The following is a 14,721-nucleotide window of genomic DNA, read 5'->3' as shown; positions in this document are numbered from 1 at the left end:
TAAACTCTGATCAGCCGATGGCTTTACCCTGACAAAGCAGGCAAAATGACCGCTTTCGGGTAAAAAAACCTAGCCAGTTAATTTTCCACAGATAATACACGATTTTAGGGGGCTGCATGAAGCGCACTGTCTTTTTCATTTCTGACGGAACAGGGATCACGGCCGAAGCTTTAGGTCGCAGTCTACTTGCACAGTTTGAAGGCATCCAGTTTGAACTCATTACTCAGCCCTACATCAATAATGCTGAAAAAGCCCACAAACTGGTACAGCTAATTAACCAAACCGCTGAAAAAGATGGCAGCCGCCCACTGTTGATCGACACTATCGTTGACCAGAGTATCCGCAGCATCATCAGTCTTAGCAATGCCATGACCATGGATGTCTTCTCCACCTTCCTAGCACCTTTGGAAGAAGAACTGGGTGCCCATTCCAGCTATTCGGTAGGTAAAACCCACGCTCTGACCAAAGAAAAGGAAGATACCTACAAAGCCCGTATCGACTCAGTTCACTATGCTCTGGACAACGATGATGGTGCCCGAACCCACCACTATGATCAGGCTGACTTAATTCTGGTGGGTGTTTCCCGCTGTGGTAAAACCCCCACCTGCATTTACATGGCCCTGCAGTTTGGTGTGCGTGCTGCCAACTACCCCATCACGGAAGATGACCTGCTCGACAGCGAACTCCCCAAAGCCTTAAGACCCTACCGACACAAAATTTTTGGTTTGACCATCGACCCCGAGCGGCTTGCCTCCATCCGAAATGAACGCCGTCCTGACAGCAAATATTCCTCCTTGAAACAATGTATACGTGAAGTGGAAGAAGTGGAAAACCTCTACCGCCGCCACCGCATCGACTTCATCGACTCCACCCATCACTCAATTGAAGAAATCTCCACCCGTATCCTGTCACAGGCTGGAATCGAAAGACGTTTTTCGCCGAGGTGAGGGTTTATGCTTTTTTTCGAGGCAGTTGAGGCAGTTAAAGAAATTGATATCAAGTGGTTTCAAGCTTTAAGTACCGGCTTGATGCTGAAAGTGGAGCTAAAAGCTATAGCCTTTTTTTCCAATAGTCAGGCGAACGATGCAGGTTCATCACAGCAACAATGAGGAAATCAGCTGGGTGAAATCGAAAAGTCATTTTTCAAGGCTTTTCCAGATCCTTGCAAAGACCTCTTCACCAGGCAAGGTTTGAACGCTACCTGAACGAACTTCTTCCAGGCGCTGCCTGGCAACGGCAGCCCACTGCTGGTCTATTTCTGGCTCAGGAGGATTCAGGCTTTGAAGAACCGACTCAGCTACTTTCGCCCGCTCCTCTACCGGGAGCAATTCGACCTCACGTATCAACTCACTGACATCCATAAGCTGCCCTCAATGCTAATTACAACAATTTAAATACAATAGCACCCCTCCAACCAATAACCCAGAGCCTCACTCCGGATGGCTGCTGGTCAGTATCGGCAAGAGTCCTTCACAGCGGGTCATGGGGTCATTGCAGTTGATGACGATATCGGATCGGGCAAGGACGTAGCCTTTGCCGGTGATGGTGTTTTCCACGACAGCATGGCCCTCCTCCTTGCCCAGGCCGGTGAAGGTGCCAATAAAGCCGGTTTCCCGTAGAGAGACAGTTTCCAGGCGATCACCAGGGTTCAAACGGCCTTCGTATTGCATCAGAGCCATGCGAGCTGAGGTGCCGGTGCCTGTGGTACTGCGGCAAATCACGCCAGGATGGACATAGGTTGCTGAACGGGAACGATAGAAGCCTTCTGCGACCTTTTCTTCTGGTCCCATAAAATGCAAAAACGGTAAGGGGCCGACATCGCCCAGGGTGTAGTGGGAAAAGCCCCGCGAGGCCTGAATCGCCTCGACGATTGAGTAGGCACAGCGGGCCAGACGTTTTTCTTCGGACTTGTCCAGTGAAAAGCCCAGCTCACGGGCATCGACCAAGGCATAGAAACCCCCACTGTAGGCCACGCTATAGGTGACTTCCCCTAGGGTTGGCACATTAATTTTTGCTCTGTGAGTATGGATATAGCTGGGCAGGCCCTCACAGGTAATCGCTTCCACGACCCCATTTTTGATACGAGCTTCAATTTGCACCAAACCCGCCGGAGCTTCCAGTTTGAAGCGTTGGACCCCTTCACGTTTGGGAATCAAACCAGCTTCCAACAGGGCTGTAGCTGTGCAAATAGTGTTGGAGCCGGAATAAATCGGATAACCCATCACTTCCATGATGATATAACCCCATTCGGCTTGTGGGTCGGTGGCCGGTACAATCAAATCCACCGACATTTCCGGAATACCATAGGGTTCTTCCAATAGCAGGCGGCGCAGGCCATCGGCATCATCACGCAGATATTCCATCTGAGCGCGAACCGTTTTACCGGGCAAAGGATCAATACCACCCGTGACAATTCGGCTGACATCCCCACCGGCATGGGTATCCATCATCTGAAAGGCGATTTCCTTGGCCATGATTACCTCCTAGTTTAAAGAAAAGGGCTTTCCATGGGTTTCCCATTCGCTGTCAGGGACGATCACAATTTTACCCAGGTAATTACTTCCCCTTTGTACAAAGTAGTCTTCGGCCTGGTGGAGTTCAGAAAGCTTAAAAGTAGCATGCAGAACCGGCTTGAGCTGCCCGCCTCTAATCCAGTCAATGAGCTGTTCGGCCTCTTCACGAGTGCCATGAGAAACCCCAAAGATCTGCACCTGGTATAAATAAATTCGGGTCCACATGATTTCGCTTAAATTGCCACCACTGGCCCCAGCAATGCTCAGGCGGGGGTAGGTGGTGCGTGCCTTCATATCAAAAATCATGCTATCGATAAACAGGTCCGTCATTTCTCCACCGACCAGATCCATCACCGCATCTATCGGCTTATTGCCGGTAAGCTGTTTAATCTGACCCGTAAAATCATCCATCTTGTTGCGATCCAGTACGGCTTCTGCACCTAATTTAAGCAGCGCTTCAGCCTTATCCTGCTGACTCAAGGCATAAGGAATCGCACCAATAATCCGGCACAATTGAATCAGCGCTGTCCCTACACCACCACTGGCACCCGTGACCAAAACACGCTCACCTGCCTGGACGCCAGCCACACGCAGCATATGCAAAGCGGTCTGGTAGGAACACATGCCCATAGCCGCCAATTCAGCATCAGCCAGCTCTGGGTTCTGGACTTCATAAAATTGGTCAGAAGGCAGGGCCACATATTCAGCAAAACCACCATCCGCGCCATGTCCGTAATAATCGGGTGTTAAATTAATATCCCGGCGCTGGTCGGCATAAAGATTGAAATCCAGCAATCCCCGTTGACCAATACGAGCCTCGCTGACGCCCTCGCCAACGGCTACAACGTGGCCTGCAATGTCCGCGCCTTGAATACGCGGGAAAGTCAGCGTGGCTGAACCACCCATCTGAAACGAGGTGACCTCCCCCTTGTCTTTGGTAGGGTAGAGCCCTTCACGAGCTTTGCGATCCGTATTGTTTTTCGCAGTCGCTGTTACCTTAACCAGCACCTCGCCCGGGCCGAGTTCAGGCACAGGAACATCGGTTTTATACACTAACTGGTCCGTTCCTCCATGCCCTGTTAAAAGCATGGCAGCCATGCGGGCTGGATAAGCAGTAGACTTGCTCGCTGTCACTTGTAAACCTCCTTCTTTGCTAGTGGCTTTTATTGTTACTGGCCTCTAGAAGCTCGTTTTTCAAGGATTTTTTCCAAACGAAATTCAATTCGCTTCAGTTCTTCCAAGCCTTCTTCATTGAGCAGAAAATCCTGTTTATGATGATCCATACGCCTTTTGCCGGCCCAGTATTTGTTTTCCAGCTCCAACAATTGTTCACGTATTTCATCAACTTCAGGGGCATGATAAAAAGGCTGGGACAGTCCCCAGGTCCAGGAAGATTCATTCAATTGGCCTGACCGGGCCTGACGTATCAAATGCAGCAGTTTTTCCGGCTTTTGGCGCAGGCTGCCTCGCCCGAGATGGAGCAACCCGAGCGACAAGGCCACGATCACCAAAAAAGCCAGAGTAAAGGTAAGAATTAGCTGCATGCAAAGCTCCTAATGAAATGACTGAGCGAAACTATCTCTTCAGTCTAGCAATAGCAGCCAAAAAACTGCCAGGTCTAAAAAACTGCTGATATACTTTCTGAAAACACCTCAACCCCAAAGGATTGCTAAAGGATGCAGACCATGCCTAACCAACGCCCGCTTCGCTTCAGTCTCTGGTTACTGCCCCTGCTGGGTTTACTCCTGCTCGCGGGTTGTGGGGATGATGATTCAGGGTCTACGCCAGAAGCTGGAACTCTTGATAAAGTCTGGAGCTATGATCGAATTAAAGCCTGTGCAGACTGTCACTCACCAGCCGGGGGGGGGACCGGAGCATCAAATGGCCCTGATCTTTCCACTCCGGCAAAGTTTAGAAATAATTTACTAGGGGCATCAATTGATAGTTACCCTGGCTGGAATACAACTCAAGATTGCAGCACTACAAGTTTTCCTTGGATCACAGAAAGCACGCCTAATAAATCAGCACTTTTAGCTGCAGTCTCATGGAAGTGGGCAGAAGGCAATACAAACTGCGAAGGAACTTATAGTTTCCATCAGCCAAATAATGCGATTGATAATGTACCGGGATTACTGGCTGATCTTGAACTCTGGATTGAAAACGGTGCCAACCCCTAACCGCCCTTAAAGGATTTTTGTGATGACTGAGGGCACTCCTCCGAACCAACCAGAAAAGCGTTCACCAGCCAATCGTCGTAAACGGCGTTGGTTGCTGGGCTTATTGATTTTCTTTTTATTTCTTCCTCTGTTATTGGCAATAATCACCTATTGGGTGTTGCGCTCGCCTTTGCTGCATTCCCAAATCTGGCCACGTATTCAACCGATAATCGCCGAAGAAACGGGGTTTCAGGTGGATTTAGCCAGCCTCAAGCTGGATTTACTGGGGCAGGTGCAGGTTACCGGTATTGCAGTCCGCAACTTGGAACCTCAGGCTGATTTTTGTGAAGACCTGGAACTAACACTGGATGAAGTGGACCTGCAATTTCGTCCCTGGCCTCTGTTGAGTGGTGAATTGCAGGTAGATTTGCTGGCTGTGCGCAACCTGGATGTCCGCGGTTGCCTGCTGGTTGATTTACCCCCGCCTGTGCCCCCAACTGAACCACCACCCAGCCCTGAAGAACAGTTGGCACCAATTTTGGAACTCTTGGATGAACCGCCACTGGCTATTCATCTGCATCGCTTGTTATTAGAAGGCATTAAGGCCGACCTGCAAATCCAAATTCCGGCTGAACAGCTGAAAATAGCTTGGCAGGGACAAGTGGATCTGGATACTCAACTCCAGTGGACGCAAAATGAATTAAAAGGGCAGCTTCAGGGACAGCTTCTATCCCTGGCCCCTTTGCAGGTGGATCAACAGGCCGAAGAAAGCCTGCAGCTGAGTGTTTTACCGCAAATTCAAGCCAATCTTGGCTGGCAGCTGGAACGCAACAGTCCCTGGTCGTTAGAACTCAACCCCTTGGCACTGGATGTTCAGCTTCAGGATTTAGATCTCCAACTTCAGTCAGATGACGTGCAGCTTACTGCCAATTGGCCCGAATACCAGTTCAAGCTTGAAGACGCCGGCCATTTGAGCCTGATGCTGGATGGCGACTGGCCGCTGACCAGCGAACTTTTGTTGACCAGCCAGCTAAAAACGGGTCACCTTAGCCTGCAAACCCCTGAAATCGTCCTCAATACCCAGCTTCATCAAGGGCTACGCCTGGAAGCCTTGGGTCATCTGGACCTGCTGAATCCCAATCTGGAAAATCTACAACTGGAAATGGCCAGTCAACAGGGTGTTAAAGACTTGCAACTGACTGCCGAGGGAGAAACACTTAGCCTGCAAAGTCTGCTGTTAACCTTCCAGGCAGGGAGTTATGGTGAAAAGCTGGACACTTCAGCCAACCAGGGCGATTTTTTGCTAGGTGTCAGCCTGGATCTTTTAGAGCTGGAAGCCGAGCCACTCCTTAATCCCCTCAATCTGCACCCCCAGCTGCAAATTCAGCTGAGTCAAGACCTTAGCCAGGCCAGACTCACTTCCAATCTAAACCTGGACCAATTACAGCTGCTTGATCTGGATATTGAAGTCTTTAACCGGCCAGAACAGCTGGAAATGAATCAACAGTTACAGCTTTCAATTCCTCTGGCGCTAAAAGAATACCTGGCCGAAGCCCAGGAACTGGAAGTTCTGGGTGCTCTGGCACTCAAACTGCAAGGCCAAACCCGCTGGCAACATGATCAGGCTGATTTATTCCAAGCCGATTTAGAAGCCCTGCCTTGGGGACAACTACACCAGGATCTGCAATTAACACTCAGCCAGGAATCCACGCCCTCGGGTGATCTGCATTTAATCCAGCCCCTGGTTACTGAGCTGGAAATCTTCTCAGACCTGGATGCTGAGCAGCATCAAGTTCGGCTGAATTTACACAGTGAAATCCTGCATCCGCCTTTGTTGCAGCCCCTGCCCTTCGCCTTCAACTTGAATGTACAGGCTGATACAGCACTGGAAAGGCTAGTGACAGAGGGTCTAATCAACCTGGATCAAAACAGACTGGTGAACTGGCAGTTCAACCTAGATAACCTGCCACGCTTGGCACAGCTTCAAGGCCAGCTTGATGTTCAGCTGCTGCCCGAATGGCAGCAATTCATCGAGGAAGTCGCTGAACTCAAGGCTTTCGGGCCCATCCACTGGCAGCAAGGGCTGGATCTACAAATAGCCCATCCCTATGCTCGTTTGGAAGAGTTGGACCCTGAGCGCCTAGATGCCTTGGATGTTACTGCTTTACTAACCAGCCGTTTGAATCAGCCAGAGCCGCCTGCTGGTGCTGAAATCCGTTTACTGGATGCTTTGGAAGTTGAACAGCGCTTGGCTTGGTCAACCGAAGCAGCAAATCTGGATGTCAGGCTCTTACTACCCGGAGCCCTTTTGCCAGAAGGCATGGAAGTTAACGGTATAAACTTACTCTTGGCTGTCCAAAGTGATTCAGGGTTAGAACCTGAACAGCTGAACCTTCAGCTTAAACTGGACCAGCAACAACTCAGCCTTCCTGATCAACTACTGCTTGAAGCCCTGGCATTTGATTTACAGTTGGGACTGCAACTCCTTGGAGAACAGCTAACCACTGAAGTGGCCTTGAATACTCAAGCTGATCGCCTGGCTCTGCTGCTAACTGATCAAGAGCCTTTGGAAGTGGCTGAGCTGCTGTTCCCCCTGGTAATGCTGGCCTCGACTGAAGTGGATTTAGCCAGTGAACAGGTTTTTGTACACTCCCTGCTACTAACTCTGGGTGATGCTTGGCTGGAACAAACCCTAAGCGCAGAAAGTGACTTTAGTGGCGAACGTCTGCTGGCTGAGGGCCAAACCCAGTTGCGCTTAAGGGATAATCTCTTCTCGGCTATCACTGGCCCCATGCAGGGGTCGGGAAGCCTGTTGATTCCCTGGTCGATCAGTCTGGTCGATCTAAGCCAGTTATCCCTGAATGCTTTGGCTCAGTTCGAACAGCTGAGTCTAAGCCTTCCTGAAGCCAGTATTGAGCAGCTGGATGGCCAAATAAGCATTCAGCAGGAACTAGATTTGGTTGATTTTGAACGCCTGAGGTTTAGCTACCTTCTGGAACCCGATGCCTTCCAGCGGGTTGATTTCAATCGTGTCGAGCCCTGGCTGGATGGCCGTCAGGATTTCAGCCTGGAGCGCCTGGCCGCTGAAGACTTGGCTTTAGGCCCTCTGGAAGCAACCTTTTCCATTCAACAGAACCTGATTCGCTTACAGGATTTCAGCCTTCAGGCTTTGGGTGGTGAGGTTGCCGGTCAGTTTTATCTGGATGTTAACCCAGCCGGTTGGCGTTTAGGCCTTTTAAGCCGGGTCAGCCGCCTGGATTTGCGTGAACTCTTACCGGAAACCCTGGCGGCTACCGCCTATTCTCCGGTCAATGCACGTACGGCCTTTGAATTTGATTTTTCCCAACGGCTGGCTGAAGGGCGAATTGATTTAACCGATATCAACCGGACCCAGCTACTGCAACTGCTGGATATTATTGATCCTGACCATCGTGATCCCCAGTTGGCTACCGCCCGGTCTGGCCTCAGAGCTGCCCATCCCCGCTGGGTCCGCGTTGAAATGCAAAATGGTTTAATGGATCTGACCCTAAGCCTGTCGCTGTTCCGTGATCCGATTCGAGTGCGCAACCTGCCCTTAACGCCCTTGATTGAACGTTTTGCTGAAGAAGCCTTGCTGTTACCTGAATTGCTACCTCTGGAGTCTGCACCATGAAAGCCCTTGCCTTAGTCCTGCTTTTGTTGACCAGCCTTGGCCTGACCGGCTGTGCCAACCTGCTGAGCTCTCTGGTTCCAGATGTTTATCTGGTCGATCGGCATACTGTGATGGAAGCCGATGCCGCCGGTGACTGGCCTGAATTGGAGCAACGCCTGCGCTCAGATATTCATTCTGGCCCCCAGGCTTTCAGTGGTTTGGATGAACGCCTTGAAGAGGAAGCCGCCTTCCAGGTTTTAAATGATGAGTATGTTTCTGAGCAGAAACAGCCTTGAGGGTCCAGCCATGATTAAAAAGCTTGCCCTGCCCCTGGCTCTCAGCCTGCTCGCCACACCAGTACTGGCCAGCGCTCCTGACTGGCGAAACAATCAATTGCTGCTGCCTGAAAAGGTCACTGTGGGGCCTTCGGATAACTATCAGGCCCAGGTCGATAGCGAACAACAGCGGTTGTTTTTTACGCGCCACCAGAATCTGGTTTCCCAACCGGTTCAACAAAACCTGGAAACCGGCCGTGTCCGTCAGTTGTTACCACCGGATCATGATGCCAAGGACCCTGCCCTTTCTCCGAATGAGCGGCAACTTGCCTTAACCAGCTATAGGCGCAATGCGCTGGGCTCGGTTTGCCTGCTCCCCCTCTTTGGTGAAGACAGGGACTTACGCTGCCTGACCCCTGATGGCGAAAGAGCCTGGCTGCCCTTCTGGGTGAATAACACCACTCTGGGTTATCTGCGCCGCGCAGCCAATCGCCAGGAACAAGAATTGGTCTTCCATTCGCTGGATACCAATCGTGTACAAGTCAAAGCCCGTGGACGTCTCTCAGCCCCTTCGGTGAGTGCTGATGGCCGCTACCTGGTTTACCAGCGCCATGAAGAAGCCAGCCAGGGCATGTATTTAGTGGATTTACAAACCGATGAATCCTGGGGGCCTCTACCTCTGGATTTACCGGGAATCAGTAGCTATGCAGTGATCAACCCGGATGATGGCTATTTGTATTTCAGCCACTACCTCAGTGATACCAGTGGTGACCAGCAAATTGATGCCGAAGACCATAGTGTTATTTTTCGCATTCGCCTGGACCGACTGCTAGCCAGTGACCAGGCTTTATTACCCGAACAACTGACTTCAGTGACCTACAACTGTAACTTCCCTTCTCTGGGCGGTGATCAGCTGTATGTCACCTGTGCCTATGAAGGCTCACTGGACACCTATCGCCTGCCGTTAACAGGCCAGTTGCCTGAACACTGGGGTGAAAAAGAAATCTGGCAGGCCCATGCTGTTGCCAGTCGTCCTGCTGAACGCCTGCTGCTCTTAAACCAATTGCGTTTTCGTGAAGGCAACAGCCGTCATTTTTTGGAACGCCTGCTTGCCAACCACCTGCAAATGGATGAATTGACTGCAGCCAGCTATTTTGCCGGACAATTACAAGACAAAGCCGCCAAAAAGCCGGAAGAAGCTGCCTTTTACGCCAATTTACAAACTCTTTTGCAGCTCAAAGGACAACGTCAGCTTCAGCCCAGAGGGCAACTCAGCCCGGCTTATCGCCGCAGCTTCAGAGAAGCTGCCCAGAATCTGGATTCCGGCCCTGATACCCCCTTATTCGCGGCCTGGATTGCCTTCTTGGGCCAGCAACCTGGTCAAGCCCGACAAGAGTTACAGGCATTCCAATCCAGCAGCCTGCCTCTGGCTGAATACCTGCGCATTGAGCTGTCTTTAGCCCTGGCAAGCTCCAACACCGAACACCTGGAAGCCTTGTTGGCCGCTGCCGGTAACTCTCTGGTCGCTCCCGATGCCCGCCTCTTTTATGCCTTCCAGCATTTACAGTTATTGAGTCGCACTCAGAGCGATGTTGAAACCCACCTGCAAGCCCTGGCGGCTGCCAGTGAACGTTTGGATGATGAGCGCCTCCTGGCCCTCTATGCCAATGAAAAAGACCTGCTACGCCTGGGTGCAGCCACTGAGCGTAGTGAAGAGCGCAGTCTCTATCAAACTATCAGCGGGCGGCTCAGGGAATATCGTGATGAACCCAAAATGCATAGGGCCAGCCATATTCGTGCCGTGCAATTGATGGGGCTTGCCGAAAAATATGATTTTATGGAGCTGATGTCACGGCATTGGCTGACTACCACAGATATCCGACATGTCGGCTTTGCTGCTTCTGCTGAGCAATATGCCACCATTAACCTCAATCGGGGTTATGGTTCCTGGGCACAAGGCCAGGAAATGACTGCTCTAAACACTTTTTACAGCGTTCTTCGCCAAACCAGTGATTTGGAAGCCCTGCACAATCTACTTGCCCTGGGTTTGAATCCTGAGGCCGACTCAGGCTTACAAGACAGAATGCAGCGCCTCTATGACCAGCTGATTGCTGAAGAACTGCTTGGCAACAATGCTCTCTATGCCGAAGCCCTTCGTCCTCTGCTGTACCGGGATTCACCATCTAAATCCCGGCTGGAAGCCGCTGCCGAAAAACTTCAGCAACTGGAAGTCAGTGGCCTGGATTCAGGCGTCCGCGACCTGCTTTTGGGCAGTATCTATCATCGCCTACTCCTTGCCACTCAGGATGGCTATAGCCAGGATCAGGACCTGGCCCAGAGAGCGCATTATCACTATATGCTCGGGTTGGATTTGGCTTATCGTAACCCCAGGGTTGAAGCGGCTTTGCTGGAAAACCTGGGCCAACTGCATTTCCAAAGAAACAATCCTGGACTGGCAGTTGAATTCTTCTCACAGCGCCTGCAATTACCCTGGCTGGATGCAGAACAGGAAATTTGGCTGCATTGGCGTTTGGCCAGAGCCTATTACTATAGCAACCGCTATCCAGCGGCTGCCCGACATGCTCAACGAGCCTGGGAGCTGGGTCAGGTACAGGAATCGGCACATCTTGTTCCCCTTCAGGAAAGAGCAGCCTTCTATGCGCTGCAAGCCAGGGAATATCGCCAGGCAGAAAAGCTTTATACCCAGCTATTGGAAGAGGAAAAGCTATCCGGCAACAATGCGATTAGGGCCATGTCAGGCCGCGCCTATGCGCTTTTCCAGCTACAGGAAACAACTGCCGCCCGCCAGGCCTACCAGGAGCTTTTGGATCACTTGCCTCAGGCAACCCCGGTTGCAGCACGCAATGACCGCCTGGCCCGCTTTGAACCCCGCCGTTTACAAGTCAAAGCCTATGGTTTTAAGGCACAACTGGCAGCAACCCCGGAAGAAGCCCTGGAGTGGTTAGACAGGCGTCTGGCTTTACTGGAACGTATGGGTAGCAAGGATAGACGCTATTCACTGGATGAACCGGGGCGCTTTACTTTGATCATACAAAGCCATCTACAGCAGGCTGCTTTGCAGGAAGAGCGCCAAGAGCCGGAAGCAGCCGCAGCGGCCATGCGGAGGGCTCTAAGCGCCAGTAGAAGCTATCAGGAGGCCGGTGGCCCTCTGGGCAGTCAGCCCGTTCTGCAAAGCCTCTACAACTACCTGACTCTGGGTGCCTGGTATCCTGAAGCCTTTGCCCAGGAGCCCCGTAATTTGGAACGTCTCTATGAAGCTACTCTGGATGAACTTCACTTAGAAATCTTCATGCCCCCGGTCAACCATGCCCAGCGCCTGAAATTACAGCTATTGAAGGCTTTTTATCAGTGGCGTAGAGCCGGTGATCTGCCTACCAGTCAACTGGAAAGCCAACTGGCTGAGCTAGAGGAATCTGAAGCCTGGCAAGGGCTGGCGTTGACACGTCCGGATTTGCAGGAAGAATTAAACCAACTGGCTGCGGGAATTCGCTTGCGAATAGCCCGCCTCTAGGGCCTGCTGCTGTAAAGTAGGCACATCCAGCAGTACCCGCAAGCAGCCCTGATGGGAAATCAGGGCTTTGACCGCAGGCCAGGTTTTACGGCGCTGCATCAAAGCCGGTAACGGATGCAGATCCTGGGCAGGTAACTGAATAAACTCCAGTTGACCATAAAAAGCCAGCTGCCAGCTACCACCCTCAGGAGTTTTCAGGGTTAAAAGACGCAGGCTCTCTCGGCTCTGCTCTCCAATAGGCCAAAGGGCCGCTGCAGGAACGGCTGTAGCTGGCAGATCCGAAGCTTGTTTCAAGGTTTGGCAACCAGCGACCCAGGTGGCATCCAGAACCAGGCTTAGATGGGCTAGATGCACCACCACCAGCGACAACTGAAGCCTGTCGAGTTCCGCTGGCGATTTCATCCCAGCCCTTCCTGGTAATCCTGGAAGACTTTTTCAATGTCCAGCAAGGCCACAGCCTTGCCTTTAAAGTCCAGCAAAGCGGCCACATAGGGCTTTAGTGATTCGGGCAGGCTGTCAGGCACAGGTTTTAACGAACTCATGGGTAAATCCATCACGTCCAGTAACTCATCAACCCGAATCCCGGTATGCATTCCGCTGGCATGACCCAGAAGAATAGGGCCCTGTTGGTTATCTCGGCTTGCCTGTAGTTGCAAAAGCTCCTGCAGGAGAATAACCGAGGCGATATCACCGCGAACATTGATGACACCCTGAATGGAAGCCGGCATTCCCGGAACATAAAACAGGGTTTCACTACCCGGTAGGATTTCCTGGATAAATTTTCCACGGAAGGCAAAGTAGCGCTCGCCCAATGCAAAAACCACCAGCTTGACGCCGGGTTCATCGACATCAACAATTTCATTGGCAGCTTCACGCTTTAGAGCCAGCAATTCATCAACGGGGCTATTACTCATTACCATCATCCAGTTTCACTTGATTGCGCCCTTCCTTTTTAGCCCGATAGAGGACCTTATCAGCAGCAATACGCAGCTCTTCAGCACGCAGATAGAAAGGAAAGCTACTAATTCCCGCACTGAAGGTACAATAGAATTCCTGCTGGCCCGAGCTAAATCGTATTTTTGAAAAGTCTTCACGCAGCTGGTCAACCAGCTCAAAAGCCACCTGAGGAGTGACATCCTTAAGCAGAATAGCAAACTCCTCTCCCCCATAGCGCCCAACGATGTCATTGGTACGCAGTCGGTGGCGAAGAATTCTGGATAGGGCCAAGAGCACCTGGTCACCAGCAACATGGCCATAGTTGTCATTCACCTCTTTAAAGCTGTCCAAATCCAGCATCACCATGGCCAGGCTTTCCTGTTTGCGCTTGGCCTGGGCCAGCGCTCCCTCGATTAGCTCGGTGGTGGTGGTATGGTTGTAGAGACCTGTCAGGCTATCTCTGACCATCAGCGCGCGCAGGGAGCGCATACGTTCAGCACGCAGGGCCACAGCGGCAACCAGCTCTTCAGGAATGACGGGCTTGGTAATAAACCCTTCCACCCCAACCTGCATGGCAGAAAACTGCTTTTGGCGATCAGTTTCACTGGATAGGTAAACAATCGGCAGGCTTAGGTATTCAGGAAACTGGCGAATCAGCGCGGAAAGCTCCTGCCCGGTGCAGTCGGGCATATAGACATCCAGCAAGACCAGATCAGGACGAAACTCCTGAAGGGTTGCCAGCAGATTAGCCGGTTGCGAGAGCTCATGAACCAACATGCCTGCTTCTTCCAGGATTAAGCTGTGATATTGCGCTACTTCCGGCTCATCATCGACAATCAGGATGCGATAGGGCTCAAAAACTTCTTCTTCCATGACTTCATCCAGGGCCGTTGCCAGCTCCAGCGGGCGGGCAGGCTTGGTGAAATAAGACTGACAACCCGCTCTGACTGCACTTAAACGGGCCTCAAAATCATCTCGACCAGACAAAACAATCGCTGGCAGCTGCTGGCCGGTCACCTTTTGGATATTAGCCAGGGCATCGGTACCCGCTGTGCCACCATGAGGGAAACGGACATCCATCACCACCGCATCAGGCCGCTTTTTCATGACTGCCCGATCAAACTCCTGAGTTTCGGTAAAGTGTTCGACCTGATAACCAAAGCAGCGCAGCTGATAGCTTAGATGGGTGACCTGATCAATTTCATCATCACAGATATATACCAAACGATTGCATGCACCGGGTTTACTATCCTTGTCCGAGGAAGAGTCATTCATTTCAAAAAATGGGGTTTCCAGCGGCTGATCCTTGCGCATGTCAGTATAGACCAGGATCTGCGCCTGAGATGCCAGCTCCTGGAGCAAACCAATCAAACGGTCAGGCCATTGCGGCGGCGTTCGCTCATCAGGCAGGTCGAGCAGTTGCTGGGTGTAGTCTTCAGCATCTCCGGCAATACCGGCCAGTTCGTGAAAACCAAAGGAGTAGCCTGTACCCTTCAGGCTGTGAAAGGTGCGATGCAGCTCAACGGCAGCGACCCGATTCATACAGGGATCAGCTTTTAGCAGGATGAGTTGATGTTGAGCCTCTTCCAGTCGCTTGGGAAGCTGGGAAATAAAACTGGCTCTCAGCCTGGCTATCTTTTCCTGTAGAGTGGGTTTGTTTGAGTTCATGGACTACTCC

13 protein-coding genes are annotated in these 14,721 nt (G+C 51.6%); 6 read left to right on the top strand and 7 right to left on the bottom strand.

Features of this window, described 5'->3' with window-relative positions:
- The first annotated feature begins 116 nt into the window (after window positions 1-116).
- Both ppsR and BM185_RS14645 read left to right on the top strand, forming a co-directional pair.
- A complete protein-coding gene (gene ppsR / locus BM185_RS03250; RefSeq protein WP_091959185.1) occupies window positions 117-947 on the top strand; it encodes a posphoenolpyruvate synthetase regulatory kinase/phosphorylase PpsR in 831 nt (276 codons plus the stop codon).
- Between the two features lie 6 nt (window positions 948-953).
- Window positions 954-1,109, top strand: coding sequence for a hypothetical protein (locus BM185_RS14645; protein ID WP_177203455.1), 156 nt, complete (start codon window positions 954-956; stop codon window positions 1,107-1,109).
- A 27-nt stretch (window positions 1,110-1,136) separates the two neighbouring features.
- Here BM185_RS14645 and BM185_RS03245 read toward each other — a convergent pair whose 3' ends face one another.
- The 4 genes from BM185_RS03245 to BM185_RS03230 all read right to left on the bottom strand — a co-directional run bounded on the left by BM185_RS03245 (window position 1,137) and on the right by BM185_RS03230 (window position 4,057).
- Window positions 1,137-1,361: an addiction module protein gene (locus BM185_RS03245; RefSeq protein ID WP_091959181.1), complete on the bottom strand. Its 225-nt coding sequence runs from the start codon at window positions 1,359-1,361 to the stop codon at window positions 1,137-1,139.
- 69 nt (window positions 1,362-1,430) lie between these two features.
- Window positions 1,431-2,474, bottom strand: coding sequence for a proline racemase family protein (locus BM185_RS03240; protein ID WP_091959178.1), 1,044 nt, complete (start codon window positions 2,472-2,474; stop codon window positions 1,431-1,433).
- 9 nt (window positions 2,475-2,483) lie between these two features.
- Window positions 2,484-3,611: a zinc-binding dehydrogenase gene (locus BM185_RS03235; RefSeq protein WP_091959899.1), complete on the bottom strand. Its 1,128-nt coding sequence runs from the start codon at window positions 3,609-3,611 to the stop codon at window positions 2,484-2,486.
- Between the two features lie 71 nt (window positions 3,612-3,682).
- Complete coding sequence (locus BM185_RS03230) at window positions 3,683-4,057, bottom strand: hypothetical protein (RefSeq protein WP_091959176.1); 375 nt, start codon at window positions 4,055-4,057, stop codon at window positions 3,683-3,685.
- 141 nt (window positions 4,058-4,198) lie between these two features.
- Between BM185_RS03230 and BM185_RS03225 the strand changes: the two genes are divergently transcribed.
- The 4 genes from BM185_RS03225 to BM185_RS03210 are packed head-to-tail and all read left to right on the top strand — an operon-like array spanning window position 4,199 to window position 12,107.
- A complete protein-coding gene (locus BM185_RS03225; RefSeq protein WP_143089473.1) occupies window positions 4,199-4,690 on the top strand; it encodes a hypothetical protein in 492 nt (163 codons plus the stop codon).
- Between the two features lie 22 nt (window positions 4,691-4,712).
- On the top strand, window positions 4,713-8,321 hold the full coding sequence (locus BM185_RS03220; protein WP_091959170.1) for an AsmA family protein: 3,609 nt from the start codon (window positions 4,713-4,715) through the stop codon (window positions 8,319-8,321).
- Entirely contained in the window at window positions 8,318-8,596 is a 279-nt protein-coding gene (locus tag BM185_RS03215; RefSeq protein ID WP_091959168.1) for a hypothetical protein, read from the top strand. The genes BM185_RS03220 and BM185_RS03215 overlap by 4 nt, the downstream gene beginning before the upstream one ends.
- Before the next feature lie 10 nt (window positions 8,597-8,606).
- Window positions 8,607-12,107, top strand: a complete 3,501-nt coding sequence (locus tag BM185_RS03210) for a tetratricopeptide repeat protein (protein WP_143089472.1) — start codon at window positions 8,607-8,609, stop codon at window positions 12,105-12,107.
- Here BM185_RS03210 and BM185_RS03205 read toward each other — a convergent pair.
- From BM185_RS03205 to BM185_RS03195, 3 genes are read right to left on the bottom strand one after another with little or no spacing between them, the layout of a single operon-like run.
- Window positions 12,060-12,509: a hypothetical protein gene (locus BM185_RS03205; RefSeq protein WP_091959162.1), complete on the bottom strand. Its 450-nt coding sequence runs from the start codon at window positions 12,507-12,509 to the stop codon at window positions 12,060-12,062. The genes BM185_RS03210 and BM185_RS03205 overlap by 48 nt on opposite strands.
- Window positions 12,506-13,021: a chemotaxis protein CheW gene (locus BM185_RS03200; RefSeq protein ID WP_177203454.1), complete on the bottom strand. Its 516-nt coding sequence runs from the start codon at window positions 13,019-13,021 to the stop codon at window positions 12,506-12,508. Before BM185_RS03200 ends, BM185_RS03205 begins: the two co-directional genes overlap by 4 nt.
- Window positions 13,014-14,711, bottom strand: a complete 1,698-nt coding sequence (locus BM185_RS03195) for a diguanylate cyclase (protein ID WP_091959154.1) — start codon at window positions 14,709-14,711, stop codon at window positions 13,014-13,016. The genes BM185_RS03200 and BM185_RS03195 overlap by 8 nt, the downstream gene beginning before the upstream one ends.
- Window positions 14,712-14,721: the final 10 nt, after the last annotated feature.

Origin of the sequence: Marinospirillum celere, from assembly GCF_900112235.1 — a bacterium.
Lineage (GTDB): Bacteria > Pseudomonadota > Gammaproteobacteria > Pseudomonadales > Halomonadaceae > Marinospirillum > Marinospirillum celere.
This window is presented reverse-complemented; position numbering and strand designations above follow the sequence as displayed.

Coding starts and splice junctions, on each gene's coding strand:
- ppsR (WP_091959185.1), top strand. CDS start 117: ATGAAGCGCACTGTCTTTTTCATTTCTGACGGAACAGGGATCACGGCC.
- BM185_RS14645 (WP_177203455.1), top strand. CDS start 954: ATGCTTTTTTTCGAGGCAGTTGAGGCAGTTAAAGAAATTGATATCAAG.
- BM185_RS03245 (WP_091959181.1), bottom strand. CDS start 1,361: ATGGATGTCAGTGAGTTGATACGTGAGGTCGAATTGCTCCCGGTAGAG.
- BM185_RS03240 (WP_091959178.1), bottom strand. CDS start 2,474: ATGGCCAAGGAAATCGCCTTTCAGATGATGGATACCCATGCCGGTGGG.
- BM185_RS03235 (WP_091959899.1), bottom strand. CDS start 3,611: ATGGCTGCCATGCTTTTAACAGGGCATGGAGGAACGGACCAGTTAGTG.
- BM185_RS03230 (WP_091959176.1), bottom strand. CDS start 4,057: ATGCAGCTAATTCTTACCTTTACTCTGGCTTTTTTGGTGATCGTGGCC.
- BM185_RS03225 (WP_143089473.1), top strand. CDS start 4,199: ATGCCTAACCAACGCCCGCTTCGCTTCAGTCTCTGGTTACTGCCCCTG.
- BM185_RS03220 (WP_091959170.1), top strand. CDS start 4,713: ATGACTGAGGGCACTCCTCCGAACCAACCAGAAAAGCGTTCACCAGCC.
- BM185_RS03215 (WP_091959168.1), top strand. CDS start 8,318: ATGAAAGCCCTTGCCTTAGTCCTGCTTTTGTTGACCAGCCTTGGCCTG.
- BM185_RS03210 (WP_143089472.1), top strand. CDS start 8,607: ATGATTAAAAAGCTTGCCCTGCCCCTGGCTCTCAGCCTGCTCGCCACA.
- BM185_RS03205 (WP_091959162.1), bottom strand. CDS start 12,509: ATGAAATCGCCAGCGGAACTCGACAGGCTTCAGTTGTCGCTGGTGGTG.
- BM185_RS03200 (WP_177203454.1), bottom strand. CDS start 13,021: ATGAGTAATAGCCCCGTTGATGAATTGCTGGCTCTAAAGCGTGAAGCT.
- BM185_RS03195 (WP_091959154.1), bottom strand. CDS start 14,711: ATGAACTCAAACAAACCCACTCTACAGGAAAAGATAGCCAGGCTGAGA.